Raw genomic sequence first — 19334 nt, 5'->3', positions numbered from 1 at the left:
ATGAGCAAGCACGCCCGAGCCGGCTCCCGCGCGTCCCGTCCGTCCCGCACACCCGGGGCGTCCCGCCCGACCCGCCGCTTCCGCGCCGGTGGTGCGCGGCGCGCCGGCGGTGCCCCGCGCGGTTCCCGGGGTGCCCGCGGTTCGCGCCCGCTCGCCTTCGCGGCCGCGCTCGGACTGCTCGGCTTCGGCGTGGGCTGGGCGTACCTCGCGCAGGACCCGCCGGCCAACGCCGCGGCCCTGGCCGCCTCCGACGCCCGGCCCCCGGCCGAGGAGCGGGCCGCGCGGGCCGCCGAACGCGACCCCTTCCAGGGCCTGCCCGAGGTCAGCGAGCAGACCCGGGCGAAGATCCCCGCGGCCGCCCGCCAGCTCATCCTGGTCACCGGCAAGGCCAAGAACTCCTCGGAGTCCACCGCGGCCCTGTACACCCGTCCGGCGACCGGCGCCGACTGGCTGAAGAGCGACAGCTGGCCCGCGCGCAACGGAGCCAAGGGCTGGTCCACGGAGCGTACGTACGGGGACCTGACCTCCCCCGAGGGCGTGTTCGCGCTGACCGACGCGGGCGGGCTGCTGGCGAAGCCGCCGGGCACGAAGTTCCCGTACGACCAGGACGCCTCCTTCGTGGCGACGGGCCGCGGGGTCAACGGCGAGTCGCTGCTCGGCTCCTTCGACTACGTCGTCGCCATCGACTTCAACCGCAAGACGGGGGTGAGCCCCCTCGACCCGGCGAAGCCGGACGGCGAGGAGAAGGGCGGCAACATCTGGCTCCACGTGGACCACGACGGCCCCTCGCAGGGCTGCGTGGGCATCCCGAAGGCCGCGATGAAGCAGGTCCTTGAGACCCTCGACCCGGCGGCGAAGCCGGTCATCGTGATGGGGCCGCGGGGCTTCTGAGGTCCGCCACGACGCCGCGCCGCCCGCCCGCCGGGTTCCGGGCCAGCAGCGCGATGTACGCGAGGTCGAAGACCGCGCACATCAGCCCCAGGCCGAGGATGAACGGGGCGTCCTCGATGACGCCGAAGAGGAAGGTCGGCGCGAGCGTGCCGATCCATTTGGCGACCGCGATGACCAGGGACTGTCCGAGCGGGCCGCGCCGGCTCGCGTAGAGGGCGATGAACAGCCCGGACATCAGCAGGTTCTGCAGGAACGCCGAGTACCGGCTCGCGTCGTGCGCGCCGAAGTGGGCGAGGAAGAGCCACTGCACGGTGAAGGCGCTCGCGAAGAGGAGCACCGTCCAGACGGCGAACAGCGGCCGGGTCACGAAGCCGGGCAGCTCGGCCCGCCCGTAGCGCAGGTAGGTGTACACGATGACGATGTCGGCGAGGGCCCACACCACGTTGACGACGCCCTGGGCCGAGAGGCCGGTACGGATGTCGTTGACGGCGTAGGTCGACTCCCAGGCGAAGTTCAGCGCGAGCGCCGCGACCGGCATCGCGTACGCCCGGTCCCGCAGCCCCACCCGGATCGCCTCGGCGTACACGAGGGTCCACGCCACCCCGCTGACCAGGGTCAGAAACAGTTCCACGCGCGGCACCCTAGCGGTGCGTCCGGCTCGGGGGCCAGGGCTATGATCCTGACACTCGAATCCGTGTTCCAGGGGGGCCGGCTCCCGCGGGCCTGTGCGAACGCGGCTGTTCCACACACATCCGGGGGGATCTGTGACCCTTTCCGTTCCGCGCGCCGTCCGCGGTGCGCTCCTGGCCGCCGCCACGGCGCTGGCCACCACGGCCGGCCTGCTCGGCGGCGCCTCGGCCGCCCAGGCCGCCGGCGGTTACGACCGCTGTCCCTGGGGCCAGGTCTGCGTCTTCAGCGGGCCCGTCGGCACCGGCGACATGAAGATCGTCAAGAGCAGCCTGGCCCGCCTCGGCACCTGGGACGACCGCATCAGCTCGCTCGCCAACTACAGCGACCACACGGTGTGCGTCAGCCCCGATCCCGACTACGGCTGGGAGGGCGCCGGGCACTACTACGGCGGCCAGGTGTCCTTCGACGAGAGCATGCGCCCGGAACTCGACGACGCCGTCAGCTCGATCCAGCTCCTGCCGGACGCGGAGGACTGCGGCAGCTTCTCCACCTACCCGTCCTGGTGGTACGGCGAGGAGCCGCGGACGCGTCCGGCGCCCCCGACCGCCGAGGCGGCCTTCGGCGACCTCGACGGCGACGGCCGCACCGACCTGGTCGGCCGCACCCGGTACGGCGCGCTGTGGGCCGTGAACGCGAACGAGAACAACAAGACCCACCGCATCGGCACCGGCTGGAACGGGATGACCCAGCTCGTCCGCCACGGCGACTACAACGCGGACGGCAAGGAAGACGTCTTCGCCCGCGACAAGGACGGCGTCCTGTGGTTCTACCCGGGCACCGGCTCGGCCCTCGGTACGCGCACCGGGCTCGGTGGCGGCTGGAACGGGATGCGGGACCTCGCCGCGGCCGGCGACCTCACCGGTGACGGCAAGCGCGACCTGCTCGCCCGCGACACGGCCGGCACGCTGTGGATGTACCCCGGCAACGGCAAGGGCTCGTTCGGCGCGCGCAAGAACCTCGGCGGCGGCTGGGGCGTGATGAACGAACTCGTCGGCGCCGGCGACATGAACTCCGACCGCGTCTGCGACCTGGTGGCCCGTGACACCTCCGGGCGGCTCTGGTTCTACCCGGGCAACGGCCGCGGCGGCTTCGGTACGCGCAGCCTGATCGGCACCGGCGGCTGGAACGGCTTCAAGGAGCTGGCGGGCGTCGGCGACTACAACGGCGACGGGCGACCCGACCTCCTCGCGCACTCGCACGCCGACAACTACCTGCTCCTGTACCCCGGGACGGGTGCGAAGGACGGCCACCTCGGCCGCGCCAAGGTCATCGGCAACGCCTCGGACGCGCACCTCGTGTTCTGAGCCCGCGGCCCGGAAGCGGCTCGGGCAGCGGCCCGGTTCCTTCCGGGCCACGGCCCGGCCGCCCGGTTATCGGCACCCCCTTCAGTCTTCGTACTCCGGACTTCAGTTCAGAACGGACCGCCTTCCCCATGACCCGACCCGGTTCCCGATCCCGTTCCCTGCGCCGCGCCCTCGGCGCGGCCGTCACCACGGCCGCCTCGGTGGCGGCCCTGCTCACCACCGCGCCCACCGCCGCCGCGGCCGACAACTCCGAGCGCTGCCCTGCGGGCAAGTTCTGCGTCTTCGCCGGCGACGACTACACGGGCGAGATGAAGACCTTCTCGACCCCCCAGGCCTCGCTCGGCACCTGGAACAACAAGATCTCCTCGCTGGTCAACAACAGCGGCCTGTACGCGACCGTGTACCCGGACGCGAACTTCTCGGGCGACTACCTCTACGTCACCCCGTACAACGGCCCCAACGACCTCGACGGCTCGATCATGGGCCGGTTCGACAACGCGATCAGCTCCATCCGGATCGCCACCACCTCGTACGAGGCCATCCAGGGCGTCCCGTACATGGACTGGACGGCGTGGCCCGACCTGCCGCGGCCCGCGCCGGTTCCGGCCGTCGCGAACTTCGCCGACCTCAACAACGACCGCATCGCCGACCTGCTGGAGCGTGCCGACGACGGCCGCCTGTGGTTCCTGCCCGGAAAGCGGGACGCCGAGGGCCGTACGCAGGGCAAGTTCCTCGGCGGCGGCTGGAACGCCATGACCCAGCTCGTCCGCCACGGCGACTACAACTCCGACGGCAAGGAGGACATCTTCGCCCGCGACAAGGGCGGTGTCCTGTGGTTCTACCCGGGCCTCGGCACCGGTTCCTTCGGCAATCGGATGAGCCTGGGCGGCGGCTGGAACGCCATGCGCGAGATCAGCGCGGCCGGCGACCTGACCGGCGACGGGCGCGGCGACCTGCTCGCCCGCGACACGGCCGGCACGCTGTGGTCGTACCCGGGCAACGGCAAGGGCTGGTTCGGCACGCGCAAGAACCTGGGCGGCGGCTGGAACACCATGAACCAGCTCGTCTCGCCGGGCGACCTGTCCGGCGACGGCCGGGCCGACCTCGTGGCCCGGGACGGCTCGCGGCGCCTGTGGCTCTACCCGGGCAACGGCGCGGGCGCTTTCGGCGCGCGCAAGCAGCTGCCGTACGCCTGGCCGTCGGACTCCCCGATCGTGGCCACCGGCGACTCCACCGCCGACGGCATCAGCGACCTGCTGCGCCCCATCGGCTGGCAGGCCTTCGTGTACCCGGGCACCGGGAAGGGCAGCCTGCGCGGCCCCGAGGGCAGCATGCTCTGGGACACGGCCGACCGGGTCCGCGTCTTCTGACCCCGGGGACCCCGTCCCCCGAGCATCGAGACCCCGAGCACCGAGACCCCGCGCCTTCGGGCGCGGGGTCTCCTGCGTGTCGGGGCCCGGTCCACGGCGGACCCGCCGCGCAAGATCGTCCGCTCGGCTCCGGAAGCCACCGGGCCGCCGTCTTCGCGTCAACCCCTTGCCTGACGGACCGTCAGCTACGACGATGGCCCCCGCACCGGTATGACGAATCGGCAGTCGAGGACGAGGCGGGTACGGCCCATGGCGCGCGTGTTTCCGGAAGGTCGGCTGGTCTACGGGATGCAGCTCCCGATCCAGTCGCAGAGCACCATCTACGCCGAGCCCTGGGAGGCGACGGCCGGCGCGGCCGACCTCGCCGCGGTCGCGCGGGCGGCCGACCGGGCCGGCTTCGGCTACGTCGCCACCTGTGACCACGTGGCCATCCCGCGGCACATGGCCGGCCCCATGAGCACCATCTGGTACGACCCGGTGGCCACCCTCTCCTTCCTGGCCGGGATCACCGAGAACGTGCGGCTGCTGAGCCACGTCGCGATCCTCGGCCTGCGCCACCCGCTGCTCAGCGCCAAGCAGTACGCAACCGTCGACCACCTCTCCGGCGGCCGGCTGATCCTCGGCGTCGGCGCCGGGCACGTGAAGGAGGAGTTCGAGGTGCTCGGCGTGGACTTCGCGCGCCGCGGAGCCGTCCTCGACGAGACCCTCGACGCGCTGCGCGCCGCCCTCGGCCCCGAGGAGTACCCGGAGTTCGAGGGGGAGCTGTTCTCCTTCAAGGACCTCGGGCAGCTGCCCCGCCCCGTCCAGGCCCGGATCCCCGTCTGGGTGGGCGGTTCCTCGCCCGCCGCCGTCCGCCGGGCCGCCGTGCGCGGCGACGGCTGGCTCCCGCAGGGCGACCCGCTCGACAAGCTCCCGGCGCAGATTGCCCGGATCAAGGAGCTCCGCGCCGAGGCCGGGGTCACCGGACCCGTCGAGTTCGGCGCGATCACCGCGCCGCTGTACGTCGGCGAGCCCGGCTGGGAGACCGGCCGGCGGACCCTCACCGGCAAGGCGGAGGCGCTCGCCGAGTCGCTGCGCGCGTACAAGGCGATCGGCATCGATCAGATCCAGGTCCGCTTCCGCAATCGCGACCGGGCCGAACTCATCGACCAGATCACGGCTTTCGGGTCCGAAGTGGGCCCGCTCCTCAACGATTAGGGGTACGGCATGGGCAAGCTGGACGGACGCGTCGTCATCATCACGGGTGCCGCGCGCGGCCAGGGCGAGCAGGAGGCCCGGCTCTTCGCCTCGGAGGGTGCCAAGGTGCTCCTGGGCGACGTACTGGACGAGCAGGGCACGGCGGTCGCGAAGGAGATCGGCGAGGACCGGGCCCGGTACGTACGGATGGACGTGAGCCGCGAAGAGGACTGGGCCTCGGCCATCGCGGCGGCGAAGGAGGCCTTCGGCCCGGTGAACGGGCTGGTCAACAACGCGGGCATCCTGCGCTTCAACGAGCTGACCGCGACCCCGCTGGAGGAGTTCCAGCAGGTGGTCCAGGTCAACCAGGTCGGCGCCTTCCTCGGCATCAAGTCGGTGGCTCCGGAGATCGAGGCCGCCGGTGGCGGCACGATCGTCAACACCTCCTCGTACACGGGCCTGACGGGCATGGCGTACGTGGGCACGTATGCGGCGACCAAGGCGGCGATCCTCGGCCTGACCCGGGTGGCCGCGCTGGAGCTGGCCGCGAAGAACATCAGGGTCAACGCGATGTGCCCGGGGGCCGTGGACACCGCGATGGCCACCCCAGGGAACACCAATCCGGCGGACCTGCCCCAGGAGGCACGGGACGCCATGGCGGAGCTCTACAAGCGCGTGGTGCCGATGGGCAGGGTGGGGCAGCCCGAGGAGATAGCCAAGCTGGCGCTGTTCCTGACCAGCGAGGACTCCTCGTACATCACCGGCCAGCCGTTCGTGATCGACGGCGGCTGGATGGCGGGCGTCAGCATCCTCTAGCACCGCTCCGGCGGCCCCGTGGCTATATCTGATGGAGCGTCAGGTATTGACGCTCCCGCCCTCGCGATGGAACAGTCGTGACATCGAATCTGACGCAACGTCAGAAACAGAAGGACGGTGAATCCCCTTGGAATTCGGGCTCTTTGTGCAGGGATACGTGCCTGAGGCACGGTCCAAGGTCGACCCCGAGGCAGAGCACAAGGCGCTGATCGAGGAGACCGAGTACGTCATCCAGGCGGACAAGTCCGGGTTCAAGTACGCCTGGGCCTCCGAGCACCACTTCCTGGAGGAGTACTCGCACCTGTCGGCGAACGAGGTGTTCCTCGGGTACCTCGCTCACGCCACCGAGCGCATCCACCTCGGCTCCGGCATCTTCAACCCGCTCGCCCCGGTCAACCACCCGGTCAAGGTGGCCGAGAAGGTCGCCATGCTCGACCACCTCTCCAAGGGGCGCTTCGAGTTCGGCACCGGCCGCGGCGCCGGCAGCCACGAGATCCTCGGCTTCCTTCCCGGCATCGAGGACATGAACGGCACCAAGGAGATCTGGGAAGAGACCATCGCCGAGTTCCCCAAGATGTTCCTCCAGGAGGAGTACGAGGGGTTCCAGGGCAAGCACTGGTCGCTCCCGCCGCGCAAGATCTTCCCCAAGCCGTACGGCAAGGCCCACCCGGCCATGTGGTACGCCGCCGGCTCCCCCTCCTCGTACGCCATGGCCGCCAAGAAGGGCCTCGGAGTCCTCGGCTTCAGCGTCCAGAAGGTCTCCGACATGGCCTGGGTGCTGGAGCAGTACAAGACCGCGATCCAGGAGGCGAAGGCCATCGGCGCCTTCGTCAACGACAACGTCATGGTCACCTCGACCGCGATCTGCGCCGAGACCCACGACAAGGCCGTCGAGATCGCCGTCAACGCCAACATGAACCGCTTCCAGTCGCTGGTCTTCCGCTACCACGACACCTTCCCGCGCCCCGAGATGATCCCCGAGTGGCCCGAGATCCTCCCCGAGTACAACGCGGAGATCATCGAGCTGCTGATCGCCGAGGAGCTGCTCATCTGCGGCGACCCGTCCGAGGTCCGCGCGCAGTGCAAGCGCTGGGAGGAGGCCGGCGCCGACCAGCTCTCCTTCGGTCTGCCGACCGGGGTCTCGCCCGAGGACACGATGACCACCATCAAGCTCATCGGCGAGCACGTCATCCCGCACATCGACACCGACCCGGTGCACCGCACCACCCGCTTCCGCGAGGCCGTCTGACCCGGCGGGGGAACTCGGGGCGGCGTCTTCCCGGACCGCCGCCCCGGAACCGGCCCCGGCCGGAGCCATGTCGAGGCCGCGGCCGGCCCGGCGGACTCCGGCCGGGGCCCTGGGCTGCGGCCCTGAACGTGCGGCGCCGCTGCCGGGGGCCGGCCCCCGGACCCCCGCTCCTCAAACGCCGGAGGGGCTGGATTTTGATCGGCGTCAGCCCGCACGTGACCGCCAACGGTCCGGAGACGGCGCGCAACGTGAACACTGTCGGAGAGGACGTCATGCTCGACCACTTGATCAAGGGCGCCACCGTCGTGGACGGGACCGGCGCCCCGGCCCGCGTGGCCGACGTGGGGATACGCGACGGCCGCATCGCCGTCATCGCCCCGCCGGGAACCGTCACCGAACCCGCGGCGAGCAGCGAGGACGCGACCGGCCTCGTCCTGACCCCCGGGTTCGTAGACCCCCACACGCACTACGACGCCCAGCTCTTCTGGGACCCGTACGCGACCCCCTCCATGAACCACGGAGTGACCACCGTCGCGGGCGGCAACTGCGGATTCACCCTGGCCCCCCTCAACCCCGCCCGCCCCGAGGACGCCGACTACACCCGCCGCATGATGAGCAAGGTCGAGGGCATGGCGCTCAAGGCCCTCGAAGAGGGCGTCGACTGGACCTGGTCCACCTTCGGCGAGTACCTCGACGCGCTCGACGGCCGGATCGCCGTCAACGCCGGGTTCATGGTCGGCCACTGCGCGCTGCGCCGGCACGTCATGGGCGAGGACGCCGTCGGCGGCCAACCCACCGAAGAGCAGATGCAGGAGATGCTCGACCTGTTCCACGACGCCATGAACGCCGGTGCCTGGGGCCTGTCGACCACCCAGTCCTCCACCCACTCCGACGGCTCCGGCGCCCCCGTCGCCTCCCGGCACGCGGCGCCCGAGGAACTCCTCGCGCTCTCCCGGGCGGTCTCCGAGCACGAGGGCACCCAGCTCGAAGCGATCGTCGCGGGCTGCCTCGACCAGTTCGCCGACGAGGAGATCGACCTCTTCGTCGAGATGAGCGCGGCCGCGGGACGGCCCCTGAACTGGAACGTGCTCACGATCGACGCCTCCGTCCCCGAGCGCGTGCCGCGCCAGCTGATCCCCAGCGAGCGCGCCCGCAAGGCCGGCGGCCGCATCGTCGCGCTGACGATGCCGATCCTGACCCCCATGAACATGTCGCTGGGCACCTTCTGCGCCCTCAACCTCATCCCCGGCTGGGGGGAGATCCTGGGCCTGCCCGTCCCCGAGCGCATCGAGAAGCTCCGCGACGCCGACGTGCGCGCCGAGATGCTGGTCCGCGCGGCCAGCAAGGAGGCCGGGGTCTTCCGGCGCCTGGCCAACTTCGGGCGCTACGTCATCGGCGACACCTACAGCGAGGCGAACGAGGGCCTGTCGGGCCGCGTCGTCAACGACATCGCGGCCGAGCGCGGCCAGGACGCCTTCCAGTGCCTGGTGGAGATCTGCGCCAACGACGACCTGCGTACGGTGCTCTGGCCCATGCCGACCGACAACGACCCGGCGAGCTGGGCGCTGCGCGCCGAGACCTGGCAGCACGAGGACGTCATGCTCGGCGGCTCCGACGCCGGCGCGCACCTGGACCGCATGTGCGGAGCCCCGTACACCACCCGGTTCCTCGGGGACTGCCTGCGCGGCCGCAAGCTGGTGCCGCTGGAGCAGGCGGTACGGATGCTCACCGACGACCCGGCCCAGCTGTTCGGGCTGCGCGAGCGCGGCCGGATCACCGAGGGCTTCCACGCGGACCTGGTGCTCTTCGACCCGGAGCGGATCGAGGCGGGACCGGCCACGCTCGTGCACGACCTGCCCGGGGACAGCCCGCGGCTGGACGCGCGGGCGATCGGCATGGTGTCCGTACGCGTCAACGGCGTGGAGACCATCCGCGACGACGAGGTGACGGGCGCGATCCCGGGGATCGTGCTCCGTTCGGGCCGGGACACGAGGACGGTGAGCACCAGGTGAGCAGTGCTACGGACAACCCGCAGAAGCTCTTCGTCGGCGGCGAGTGGGTCGAGCCGGCGGGCGGGCACTACGAGGTGGTCAACCCGGCCGACGAATCCGTCGTCGGCCTGGCCCCCGAGGCCTCGCGCGGCCAGGTCGAGGACGCGGCGCGCGCCGCGGCGGCGGCCTTCGAGGGCTGGTCCCGGACGAAGCCGGAGGAGCGGGCCGCGATCCTGGACCGGGCCGCGGACATCATCCAGCGCGAGTACGAGCCCTGGGCGGCGCTCGCGCAGGCCGAGACGGGCGCCCCCACCGGGATCGCGCGCGGCATGCAGGTCGGGGTGGGCGTGGCCCGCTTCCGTCGGTACGCGAAGGGCGCGCTGGAACCGGTCGAGCGCGGGCTGCCGCCGCAGGTCACCGAGGCCGGGCCGATGGGTGCGGCGAGCATCCTCGGCGCCCTGGAGGTGCGCCAGCCGGTCGGGGTCGTCACCTGCATCACCTCGTACAACAACCCGTGGGCCAATCCCGCGGGCAAGGTGGCCCCGGCGCTGGCCATGGGCAACACCGTGGTGGTCAAGCCGGCCCCGCAGGACCCGCTGTCGGTGTTCCGGATGGCCGAGGCCCTGCACGAGGCCGGGGTCCCGGCGGGCGTGGTGAACGTGGTCTCCGGCACCTCGGTGGAGGTCGGCGAGGCGGCCGTGGATTCCCCGGACGTGGACATGGTGTCCTTCACCGGCTCCACGGGCGTCGGGCAGCGCATCGCCGAGGTCTGCGGCCGCACGATGAAGCGGCAGCTGATGGAGCTGGGCGGCAAGGGCGCGGCGATCGTCCTCGCGGACGCCGACCTGGACGCGGCGGTGATGGGGATCGGCACCACCTTCTCCTTCTACTCCGGGCAGATCTGCACGGCTCCGACCCGGGTGATCGTCCACCGGTCGGTGTACGAGCAGCTGGTGGAGAAGCTGCAGGGCTATCTGGCCTTCATGAAGGTCGGAGACCCGGCGGTGCGCGGCACCGTGGTGGGCCCGGTCATCTCGGCGGCGCACCGGGACCGCGTGGAGTCGTACATCGAGCTGGGCAAGAAGGAGGGCGCCCGGATCGCCTTCGGCGGCGAGCGCCCGATGGTGGGTGAGGGTGCCGCCGCGGGCAAGGGGTTCTACGTGGCCCCGACCCTCCTCGTCGACTGCACGAACGACATGCGCGTGGTCCGGGAGGAGATCTTCGGGCCGGTCGTCGTGGTCGTCCCGTTCGACGGAGCTGCCGGGGATGAGGACGAGGCGGTGGCGCTGGCCAACGACAGCGACTTCGGCCTGATCAGTTACGTGTGGTCCGCGGACGCGGCCCGCGCTTTCCGCGTGGCGCGGCGGCTGCGGGCGGGCGGGGTCGGGGTGAACACCATCGGGCGGAACATGGAGGCGCCGTTCGGCGGCTTCAAGCGCTCGGGGGTCGGCCGGGACGTGGGCTCGTACGCACTGCACGCCTACAGCGAGATGCAGTCGATCGTCTGGGCTTGACCAAATGTTGACCCGGAAAGTTTGAAACCGGCCAAAACGGACAGTGCTGCGGTTTCCGCATGGCGAAATAAAAGGTCCAGGCCTGCCGAAACGATGATCGGCGGGCCTGTGAACCTTGTATTGCGTCCTCGTGAAGACTCTCGGTGTCGAGATTCCAAGGACTTTGGTCGTGTGGGGATTCGGACTTGAGTCCTCCAGATGTGGAAAACGCAGCGTCTAACGTCCTGAGGTATGACACAGCTGGACGTCCGGCCCCAGGCCGGAGACACGGTAAACGGAGCCACCCCCCGGGGTGGCTCCGACGGTGACGTACGGGGCAAGGGCCTCGGCAAGGGCTCCGTCGGCCTCGTGGGAAGCGCCGTCATCGGCATCTCCACCGTCGCCCCCGTCTACTGCCTGACCTCCACCCTCGGGTCCACCGCCGGAGAGGTCGGCGTCCAGATGCCGGCCGTCTTCCTGGCCGGCTTCCTGCCGATGCTGCTGGTCGCCTTCGCGTACCGCGAGCTCAACAAGGCCATGCCGGACTGCGGCACCTCCTTCACCTGGACCGTGAAGGCCTTCGGCCCGCGGATCGGCTGGATGTGCGGCTGGGGCCTGGTGATCGCCACGATCATCGTGCTCTCCAACCTGGCCGGCGTCGCCACCTCCTACTTCTGGCTGCTGGCCGGCGAGATCACGAGCAACCCGGCGATCGCCGCCCTGGACGACAACAAGCTCGTCCACATCGCCACCTGCCTCACCCTGATCGCCGTCGCGACCGCCATCAGCTACCGCGGCATGACGGCCACCAAGGGCGTCCAGTACGCGCTGGTCGGCCTCCAGCTCGCCGTCCTCGCCATCTTCGTGGCGATGGCCTTCCAGAAGGCCTCCGCGGGCACCTTCGACACCGGCCTGGACTTCTCCTGGCAGTGGATGAACCCCTTCGCGATCGAGTCCATGGCGGCCTTCACCGCCGGCCTCTCGCTCTCGATCTTCATGTACTGGGGCTGGGACGCCTGCCTGGCCACCAACGAGGAGACCACCGGCTCCGCCAAGACCCCCGGCCGGGCCTCGCTCATCGCGATGGTCGTCCTCGTCGGCTCGTACCTGGCCACCGGCATCGCCGCCCAGATGGCCGTCGGCTCCGGCACCGAAGGCCTCGGCCTCGGCAACCCGGAGACCTCCGACAACGTCTTCGCCGCCCTCGCCGGCCCGGTCATGGGCCCCTGGGTGCTCGGCGTCCTGCTCCTCGTGGCCGTCCTGGCCTCCGCGACGGCCTCCCTGCAGACCACCTTCATCCCGGTCGCCCGCACGGTCCTGGCCATGTCCACGTACGAGGCGCTGCCACCCTCCTACGCCAAGGTCCACCCGAAGTTCAAGACCCCCGGCCGCGCCACCGTCATGGCCGGCGCCGCGACCGGCGCCTTCTACACCGTGATGACCCTGATCAGCGAGAACGTCCTCACCGACACGATCTTCGCGCTCGGCCTGATGATCTGCTTCTACTACTCGCTGACGGCCTTCGCCTGCGCCTGGTACTTCCGCTCCGAGCTGCGCCGCTCCACCCGAGACCTCTTCTTCAAGGGCGTCTTCCCGGTCCTGGGCGGCCTGCTCCTGGCGACCGTCTTCTTCAAGACCCTGATCGACATGTGGAACCCGTCGTACGGCTCCGGCTCCACGGTCCTCGGCGTCGGCAGCGTCTTCATCATCGGCGTCGGCCTGCTGGCCCTCGGCCTGGTGGTCATGTTCGTCACCGAACGCCGCAGCCCCGCCTTCTTCCGCGGCGAGGTCCTGACGAAGTCCACCCCGTCCCTGGTGGTCCAGGACTGACCCCGGGGGGCCCTCAAGCCCCTCCCCCCCCCGCTGTGTCATGCACGCCCGCGGCCCCGGATCGATCCCCCGATCCGGGGCCGCGGGCGTTGTCAGCCGAGGGTGTACTGCTCGTCACCGAACTCGGCGACGATCTTCAGCTTGCCGCCGAGGGCGCGTACGTAGGCGGCGAGGGTCTCGACCTCACTGCGCTCCAGCTCGCCGTTCTCGATCCGGGAGACGCGCGCTTGAGTGACCCCCATGGCTTCCGCGACCTGGACCTGCGTGGTGTGCCGCCGTTTGCGGACCTCCGCCAGGCGGTGTGCGCGCACGACGGAGGTCATCTCCGCCGCCCCCCGGTCGATCTCCGCCTGCTCGGCGGGCGAGAAGGCGCCGGCCTTGTCTCCGCCGACGAGGGAGATCGCTCGCCTCAGCGGGAGGGGCATATTTCTGGGGTGTGGACGATTCTGATCTCACTCCAAAGGGGGCCGCAGCGGTGACTCGGGGTGCGGCGGGGTCGTTGGGACTGGCATGAACGCCATCAAGCGCAGCCTCGCCGCCCTCGTCCTGTCCGGAGGAGCGGCCCTCGCCCTCTGCCCCACCATCGCGCACGCGGCCGACGAGCCCGCCATCCAGGGGCCCCCGATCACCCAGCGCGTCGGCGAGATCGTCGACCACCCCGGAGGCGCCGTCAAGGACGCGAAGACGGCGGTGGAGATCACCGCCGGAGCCGCCGGTTCCGCGTCGAAGGCCACCGACGCCTCCCTCGGCGGAGCCGGCACCGCACTGTCCGCCGGGCTGCCGAAGGCACCGAAGGTGCGGGGCTGAGGTTCAGCAGGCCCCGGCCGCGATGGCGGTGACGCGAGTGACCAGGACCAGTGGGACCTCGCGGCCGGCCGTCCCGGCGGCCGTGTCCCGGTAGGCCGCGTACGAGGGCATCACGGCCACCACCACCGGCCACAGCCGCTCCGTCTCCGCCGGGGTCGCGGGGCGGGCGAGCGCCGGGAAGCTCTCCGTGCCGACGTGCAGCGTGACGGCCGGGTCGGCGCTCAGGTTCAGGTACCAGGCCGGGTGCTGCCCGGCCCCAGCGTTGGACGCCGTGAGGACGTACGTGGCCTCGGCGGCCTCCGCGTCGGGTACGTAGGCCAGCGCCGTGCGGCGCAGCACCCCGGAGCGGCGCCCCCGGGTGGTCAGCAGCAGATCGCGGATCCCGGGGCGCGGCACCCCGCCGGTCTCCTCGAAGCGGCGGATGTGGTCCGCCACCCAGGGGTTCGGGCTGTCGGTGGGGGCCGGGGGCGCGGAGGGGGTGGTGCCGGTCATGCGCCCGTCACCCCGGCGTGCGTGCGGTGCACGGTCGGGGCGAGCGCCTCGTCCAGGACGGCCCGGGCGAAGTCCGGGTGCGGGATCCGGGCCCCGGCGTCGGCGGGGGCGAAGGCGTAGCCGCCTCCGGGCTCCCCCTCGGCGGCGAAGTCGCCCGAAGGGCTCAGCACCGCCCAGTCCAGGCCCGCCGGGGCGGCCGCCCGCAGCGCCTCGGTGCCGGCGCCGTGGCCGACGTAGAACTCCCGCCACTCCTGCGGGTAGCCCGGGGTGTCCATCAGCAGCGCCCCGGAGCGGGTCGGCAGTACCGACGCCAGCCCGACGGAGACCAGGCGCCGCACTCCGGCCCCGCCCAGCCCCGCCGCGAGCGCGCGGGCGGCCGCCGGGAAGAACTCGCCCGGAGCGGCCCCCATGTCGTACACCGCCGCCACCGCCGCGTCGTGCCCGGCGGCGAGCCGCGCCACGTCCGCCGCCGAGGTGACGTCCCCGTCGCCCCGCCCGGCCTCGGTCACCTCGTGGCCCCGCGCCCGCGCCTCGGCGACGACGGCCCGGCCGACGCGGCCGGCGGCGCCGAAGACGATGATTCTGTTGTGTGTGTTCCCTGTGTTCCCCTGCTTCGTCATGCCACGGACCCTAGGGGGAGGACTGGTTACCGATCGGATACCGGCCTACCGTGTGGATCATGACGCAGAGGCCGCCGCTCACGCCCCCACCGCTCGATCCCGAGATGTTCGACCCGGTCTGCCCCTCGCCCCTGGTGCCGTTCCGGATCGGCGACAAATGGGCCGCGCTGATCCTGCGCTGCCTCCAGGACGGCCCCCGCCGATTCTCGGAACTCAAGGTCCCGCTGCGCGAGATCACCGCCAAGTCCCTCACCCAGTCCCTGCGCGGGCTGGAGCGGGACGGCTTCGTGGCGCGCACGGAGTACGAGACCCCGGCGCGCCGGGTCGAGTACGCCCTCACCCCGCTCGGCCGGGGGCTGCTCGACCCCCTGGACGCGGCGTGCGAGTGGACGCGGGAGCACTGGGACGAACTGCTCGACGCCCAGGAGGCGGGGGCGACCGGCCCGCCCAGTGCCGGCGGATCGCGCTGATTTCTGGGCGGGCCCTCCCGGCGGGGTGGTCGTTGGGCAGGACATGATCCTCTGGTTGCTCAACCACCTCAGCACGTTCTTCCTCGGTGTCCTCCTCGTCGGCGGCTTCGTCGCCCTCGCCATCGGCGGCAGCGTGGCCGCGCGCCGCCGCTTCCCGCACCTCGCGGGCGGCGACCACAACGAGATGGTCGGGGTGGCCCTCGGGATGTTCGGCGCGATCTACGGCATCATCCTCGCCTTCGTCGTCGTCACCCTGTGGACGCAACTGGAGAACACCCAGACCATCGTCGCGACCGAGGCCACCGACCTGGCCCTGGTCGTCCGCAGCGCCGAGGTCTTCCCGCCGGCCGAACGCGCCCGCGTGGAGCGGGCGGTGGGCGACTACGTCCACGCCGTCGTGGAGATCCAGTGGCCCCTCATGCGCGAGGGCAGGCCCAGCTACGAGGCCACCGCCGACCAGACGCACGCCCTGTACACGGCACTCCAGGCCTACGAGCCCTCCGGCCCCCGGAGCGAGACCTTCTACGGAGAGGCCGTCGGCCGCCTCAACGACGTCGCCGCGCAGCGCCGGGCGCGCGTGACGATGGCCGAGACCTCGCTGCCGCCGCTGCTCCAAGTGCTCGTGTACGGCGGTGCGCTGGTGATCCTCCCGCTCACCTTCCTCTTCGGGCTGCGGAGCCTGAAGATGCAGCTGCTGTTCGTCTCGGCGGTGGCGGGACTGATCGGCTTCAGCCTGCTGCTGGTGGTGGCCCTCGACCGCCCCTTCGCCGGGGAACTGAGCGTGAGCCCCGCACCGTTCAAGGACGCGGCACTGGCGCAGTTCTGGCGCTAGGGGCTGCCGGCTCCGGTAGCGCCGCCGGTTCCGGCCCCGCCCGCCGCTTCCGGACCGCCCGCTGCGTTCAGCCCGGCCCGCCGCGTTCAACCCCAGGTGCGGGAGGACAGGACGAGCTGGTAGCCGTCGGGGTCGGTGACGGTGACCCCGTGGGTGTCCCAGTACGGGTTGGAGGCGGGCGTACGGGTCCCGCCGTGCTCGACGAGCCGGGCCACGAGGGCCTCGTCGGGCTCCTCGCCCAGGTAGACGACGAAGAGGTCCTCGGCGGTGGGGGAGGGCGCCACCGGGTTCTCGGGGTCGCGGGTCAACTCGAAGTGCCAGCCGCCCCCGAGGGGCCCGACCATCAGCAGGTCGTGCTCCCCGGAGACCCGCTCGGTGGAGCGCCACTGCACGTCGAGCCCCAGCCCGTCCACGTAGAACCGCTCGGCGGCCGCGAGATCGAGGGAGGGCCGGGCGATCCGGATGTGCGCGCGTGAGTCGATCATGGACGAGAGGGTACGGGCCCGTCAGGTGAGGGGGCCGAGATCGATGAGGTCCAGCCGGTCGGGATCGGTGAGCACGTCGATGGCGGCGATCCGGCCGTCGGTCACCGTGAAGGCCATCACCGACATCAGCCGGCCCTCGACCACGCACAGCACGCCGGCGGCCCCGTTGACGAGCACGGGGCGGACGAACGGGGCGAGCGTGCCGTAGAGGGTCGCCTGCGACCCCACGATCCGGGCACCGGTCAGCACCACCGACTGTCCGGCGCGTGCCACGCCGCCGTCGGAACGCAGGACCACGTCGGGGTGGAGCAGGGCGAGGAGCGCGTCGAAGTCCCCGTCGCGGGTGGCCGCGAAGAACGCGCTGACCGCCTCGCGCTGTCGGGCCAGGTCCGGATCCGGTGCGGGCGCCCGGCCCTGGACGCGGCGCCGCGCACGGCTGGCGAGCTGCCGGGTGGCCGCCGGTGTCCTGTCGAGCATCAGGGCGATCTCGTCGAAGGGCACGGAGAACATGTCGTGCAGGACGAACGCCAGCCGCTCCGCCGGAGCGAGGGATTCGAGCACCACGAGCAACGCCAGTCCGACGGAATCGGCCAGCAGTACCTCGACCTCGGGGTCGACGGTGCCTTCGCGGGCGAGGAGGGGGTCGGGCATCCGGGGAGCAGAGCCGCCCCGGTCCAGCCGGCCCAGCCGTTCCAGCCGGTCGTCGAGGGAGTCCTCCCGGCGGGTCTCGCGGGCCCGCAGTCCGTTCAGACACAGCCGGGCCACGACCGTCGTCAGCCAGCCGCCGAGGTTCTCCACGTCACTGACATCGGTACGGCTCAACCGCAGCCAGGCCTCCTGGACCGCGTCCTCGGCCTCACCGATCGACCCGAGCATCCGGTAGGCGACGGCCCGGAGATGGGAGCGGTGCTCCTCGAAGCGGAGGGCCAGGAGGGGCCGGCCGTCTGGGTGGAGGCCGGAGGCCGCGTGCGCGTTCGCGTGCCCGTGCGCGTTCGTGTCCGCGTGCCCGTCGCCGCTTGCGTGTGTCTCCACGCCCATGCTCATGCCCGTGTACCCCCGTACTGAGTTCCCGACCGGTCGATTCAGTAGATCATCCGGCCTCGTCGAAACTCCGCTACTTCCAGGGGTCCTCGGTCGGCATGCAGCCCAGCGCGCGGAGCCGGTCGTCGGTCTCCTTGAGCCCCTGGATCCCCTCGCTGATCTCCGCCCAGCCGCCGGCCGCCGCCTCGGCGGCCTTTTCCTTGTTCGTCGGCGACACGGCGAGGCCCGAGGCGTTCAACACCCTGTGCATGCCGGAGGAGAGGTGCTCGCGGGCCTTGGTCCAGGTGTCGTGGGTCTTCTGCTCGGGGATGTAGGCGACGGTGTACCCCCGAGCCTCCTCCAGCCGGTCCGACAGGGGGCCGAGGTCGATGACGATCTTGCCGTCCTCGTGCTGGCCCCGAGCGGTTCGCGCTGCGGAGATCAGCCCGTGGAGCAGCTTCTCACCGCCGGTCCCGTACCACTGGATCACGCCCGGGCCGGGATTGACCGGCCCCGTGGCGCTGGGGGTCGGGGCGGTGAAGGTCGGCGCGGGCTTGAAGCTCACGTTCGTCTTCGGCGGGGTGATCTCGGGCTCCCCTGCGCATCCGGTGAGCAGGGCGGCACCGAGGGCGCAGGTCACGCCGACGGTGACGGCCGAGGCGAGCGGTAAGCGGACGTGCATGGTTCCCCCTGGGGAGTCCTCGGGTCGTGCTCCGGGCCGGGCTTCGGATCAGTCCTTGCGCCCGGTCGCGGCGACGGTCACACCCAGACCGATCATCGCGAGCCCGCCGGCCCCGCCGACGGCGGAGAGTCGCTGCGGCGACCGAGAGAACCAGCTGCGGGCAGTCGCGGCGACCATGCCCCAGGCGCTGTCGCAGACTACGGCGATGAGGTTGAACACGAGCCCGAGAAGCAGCATTTGGGAGGTGACGTGCCCCTGGTCGCGGTCCACGAACTGCGGCAGGACGGCCGCGAAGAACACGATGGTCTTCGGATTGGCCACCCCGACGGCGAACCCTTCCCACAGCGACCGCCAGTTCCCGTACTCGGCTGCGCCCGCCCCGAACTCCGCACGCAGCGAATGCCGCTGCCGGAAGGCCTTGACCCCGAGGTAGACGAGGTACGCGGCCCCCGCGAGCTTGAGCGCCGTGAACACGAGCACGGACCGCTCCACGACCGACCCCACACCGAAAGCCACGGCGACGACGAGCACGTACGCCCCCAGGGTGTTCCCGGCCACCGTGATCAGCGCGGCCCGCCACCCCTGGGACAGCGCCCGCCCGATGACGAAGAGCACGCTCGGCCCGGGAATGAGGATCAACAGCAACGACATGGCGGCGAACGCCAGCAGCCGGTCAGTGGACACCATGCGGTTCATCGTTCCGGACGGGGGGTGGGAGGGGAAGGGGTTTTCAGGCGGGGGGCGGGGTCACCAGGGCTTGTGCTGCGGGTGGGGTGGTGGCTTTGACAGTGGTTCGGGGGGCGTCCCGGTAGTCCAGTGTTCTTTCGGCGTGGGCCGGTCCCTCAAGGGCGCTCCCTTCGGTCGCGTCGCTTCGCGATGGCCTTCGGCCACCCTTGACCGACCGACCCACGCCGAAAAGCCACAAGACTTCCGGGATCCCCCCGGGGAACGGCCGGGAGGGAAGTGTGGGGAGGAGCGGCCTCGTCTGGGATGCGCAGCCCCCATGGGTCGGTGGTCATCTGGACACGGCCCCGGCAGGACCGTGACCTCGGCCGGTACGGACGCGCGGGGCGATCAGAGCATCCAGGACCGGGCGCCTGAACACCCTTCCCGTGA

The 19334-nt window shown here is 71.5% G+C and carries 20 protein-coding genes; 12 read left to right on the top strand and 8 right to left on the bottom strand.

Annotation, left to right across the window (positions count from 1 at the left end; all coding sequences use genetic code 11):
• Positions 1 to 891 (top strand): hypothetical protein, encoded by an 891-nt coding sequence (locus tag OG247_RS18675; RefSeq protein ID WP_327253322.1) that lies wholly within the window; start codon positions 1 to 3, stop codon positions 889 to 891.
• On the opposite strand, the gene OG247_RS18670 is transcribed toward OG247_RS18675, so the two are convergent.
• Positions 863 to 1522 (bottom strand): transmembrane-type terpene cyclase, encoded by a 660-nt coding sequence (locus OG247_RS18670; RefSeq protein ID WP_327253321.1) that lies wholly within the window; start codon positions 1520 to 1522, stop codon positions 863 to 865. The genes OG247_RS18675 and OG247_RS18670 overlap by 29 nt on opposite strands.
• Before the next feature lie 133 nt (positions 1523 to 1655).
• Here OG247_RS18670 and OG247_RS18665 point away from each other — a divergent pair, with 133 nt between their 5' ends.
• The 8 genes from OG247_RS18665 (at position 1656) to OG247_RS18630 (ending at position 12810) form a co-directional block, all read left to right on the top strand.
• Positions 1656 to 2885 carry an FG-GAP-like repeat-containing protein gene (locus OG247_RS18665; RefSeq protein WP_327253320.1) on the top strand — a complete coding sequence of 410 codons (1230 nt, stop codon included), beginning with the start codon at positions 1656 to 1658 and terminating at the stop codon, positions 2883 to 2885.
• 128 nt (positions 2886 to 3013) lie between these two features.
• Entirely contained in the window at positions 3014 to 4255 is a 1242-nt protein-coding gene (locus OG247_RS18660; RefSeq protein WP_327253319.1) for an FG-GAP-like repeat-containing protein, read from the top strand.
• 249 nt (positions 4256 to 4504) lie between these two features.
• Positions 4505 to 5452, top strand: a complete 948-nt coding sequence (locus OG247_RS18655; protein ID WP_327253318.1) for an LLM class F420-dependent oxidoreductase — start codon at positions 4505 to 4507, stop codon at positions 5450 to 5452.
• Between the two features lie 9 nt (positions 5453 to 5461).
• The gene (locus tag OG247_RS18650) at positions 5462 to 6247 is read left to right on the top strand and encodes an SDR family NAD(P)-dependent oxidoreductase (protein WP_327253317.1); all 786 of its coding nucleotides are present in this window, start codon (positions 5462 to 5464) and stop codon (positions 6245 to 6247) included.
• Between the two features lie 127 nt (positions 6248 to 6374).
• Complete coding sequence (locus OG247_RS18645; RefSeq protein WP_243339251.1) at positions 6375 to 7496, top strand: LLM class flavin-dependent oxidoreductase; 1122 nt, start codon at positions 6375 to 6377, stop codon at positions 7494 to 7496.
• Positions 7497 to 7768: 272 nt separating this feature from the next.
• On the top strand, positions 7769 to 9508 hold the full coding sequence (locus OG247_RS18640; RefSeq protein ID WP_327257530.1) for an N-acyl-D-amino-acid deacylase family protein: 1740 nt from the start codon (positions 7769 to 7771) through the stop codon (positions 9506 to 9508).
• On the top strand, positions 9505 to 11001 hold the full coding sequence (locus OG247_RS18635) for an aldehyde dehydrogenase family protein (RefSeq protein WP_327253316.1): 1497 nt from the start codon (positions 9505 to 9507) through the stop codon (positions 10999 to 11001). Before OG247_RS18640 ends, OG247_RS18635 begins: the two co-directional genes overlap by 4 nt.
• Before the next feature lie 231 nt (positions 11002 to 11232).
• A complete protein-coding gene (locus OG247_RS18630) occupies positions 11233 to 12810 on the top strand; it encodes an APC family permease (RefSeq protein WP_327253315.1) in 1578 nt (525 codons plus the stop codon).
• A gap of 92 nt (positions 12811 to 12902) precedes the next feature.
• Here the strand turns inward: OG247_RS18630 and OG247_RS18625 are convergent, their stop codons facing one another.
• Complete coding sequence (locus OG247_RS18625) at positions 12903 to 13235, bottom strand: helix-turn-helix domain-containing protein (RefSeq protein ID WP_327253314.1); 333 nt, start codon at positions 13233 to 13235, stop codon at positions 12903 to 12905.
• An 85-nt stretch (positions 13236 to 13320) separates the two neighbouring features.
• Between OG247_RS18625 and OG247_RS18620 the strand changes: the two genes are divergently transcribed.
• Complete coding sequence (locus tag OG247_RS18620; RefSeq protein ID WP_327253313.1) at positions 13321 to 13617, top strand: hypothetical protein; 297 nt, start codon at positions 13321 to 13323, stop codon at positions 13615 to 13617.
• 3 nt (positions 13618 to 13620) lie between these two features.
• On the opposite strand, the gene OG247_RS18615 is transcribed toward OG247_RS18620, so the two are convergent.
• Together OG247_RS18615 and OG247_RS18610 are read right to left on the bottom strand one after the other, a co-directional pair.
• Positions 13621 to 14109: a nitroreductase/quinone reductase family protein gene (locus OG247_RS18615; RefSeq protein ID WP_327253312.1), complete on the bottom strand. Its 489-nt coding sequence runs from the start codon at positions 14107 to 14109 to the stop codon at positions 13621 to 13623.
• Positions 14106 to 14729, bottom strand: a complete 624-nt coding sequence (locus tag OG247_RS18610; RefSeq protein WP_327253311.1) for an NAD(P)-dependent oxidoreductase — start codon at positions 14727 to 14729, stop codon at positions 14106 to 14108. The genes OG247_RS18615 and OG247_RS18610 overlap by 4 nt, the downstream gene beginning before the upstream one ends.
• A 59-nt stretch (positions 14730 to 14788) precedes the next feature.
• Between OG247_RS18610 and OG247_RS18605 the strand changes: the two genes are divergently transcribed.
• Both OG247_RS18605 and OG247_RS18600 read left to right on the top strand, forming a co-directional pair.
• A complete protein-coding gene (locus OG247_RS18605; protein WP_327253310.1) occupies positions 14789 to 15199 on the top strand; it encodes a winged helix-turn-helix transcriptional regulator in 411 nt (136 codons plus the stop codon).
• 43 nt (positions 15200 to 15242) lie between these two features.
• Positions 15243 to 16031 (top strand): bestrophin-like domain, encoded by a 789-nt coding sequence (locus OG247_RS18600; protein WP_327253309.1) that lies wholly within the window; start codon positions 15243 to 15245, stop codon positions 16029 to 16031.
• Between the two features lie 86 nt (positions 16032 to 16117).
• On the opposite strand, the gene OG247_RS18595 is transcribed toward OG247_RS18600, so the two are convergent.
• The 4 genes from OG247_RS18595 to OG247_RS18580 all read right to left on the bottom strand — a co-directional run bounded on the left by OG247_RS18595 (position 16118) and on the right by OG247_RS18580 (position 18905).
• On the bottom strand, positions 16118 to 16516 hold the full coding sequence (locus OG247_RS18595) for a VOC family protein (RefSeq protein ID WP_327253308.1): 399 nt from the start codon (positions 16514 to 16516) through the stop codon (positions 16118 to 16120).
• A 21-nt stretch (positions 16517 to 16537) separates the two neighbouring features.
• A complete protein-coding gene (locus tag OG247_RS18590) occupies positions 16538 to 17446 on the bottom strand; it encodes a sigma-70 family RNA polymerase sigma factor (protein WP_327257529.1) in 909 nt (302 codons plus the stop codon).
• 184 nt (positions 17447 to 17630) lie between these two features.
• Complete coding sequence (locus OG247_RS18585) at positions 17631 to 18218, bottom strand: hypothetical protein (protein WP_327253307.1); 588 nt, start codon at positions 18216 to 18218, stop codon at positions 17631 to 17633.
• A gap of 48 nt (positions 18219 to 18266) precedes the next feature.
• Complete coding sequence (locus OG247_RS18580) at positions 18267 to 18905, bottom strand: LysE family translocator (RefSeq protein WP_327253306.1); 639 nt, start codon at positions 18903 to 18905, stop codon at positions 18267 to 18269.
• Positions 18906 to 19334: the final 429 nt, after the last annotated feature.

Origin of the sequence: Streptomyces sp. NBC_01244 (genome assembly GCF_035987325.1) — a bacterium.
GTDB lineage: Bacteria > Actinomycetota > Actinomycetes > Streptomycetales > Streptomycetaceae > Streptomyces.
Note: the sequence above shows the minus strand (reverse complement) of the source record. Positions and strands in the feature narration are given on the sequence as shown.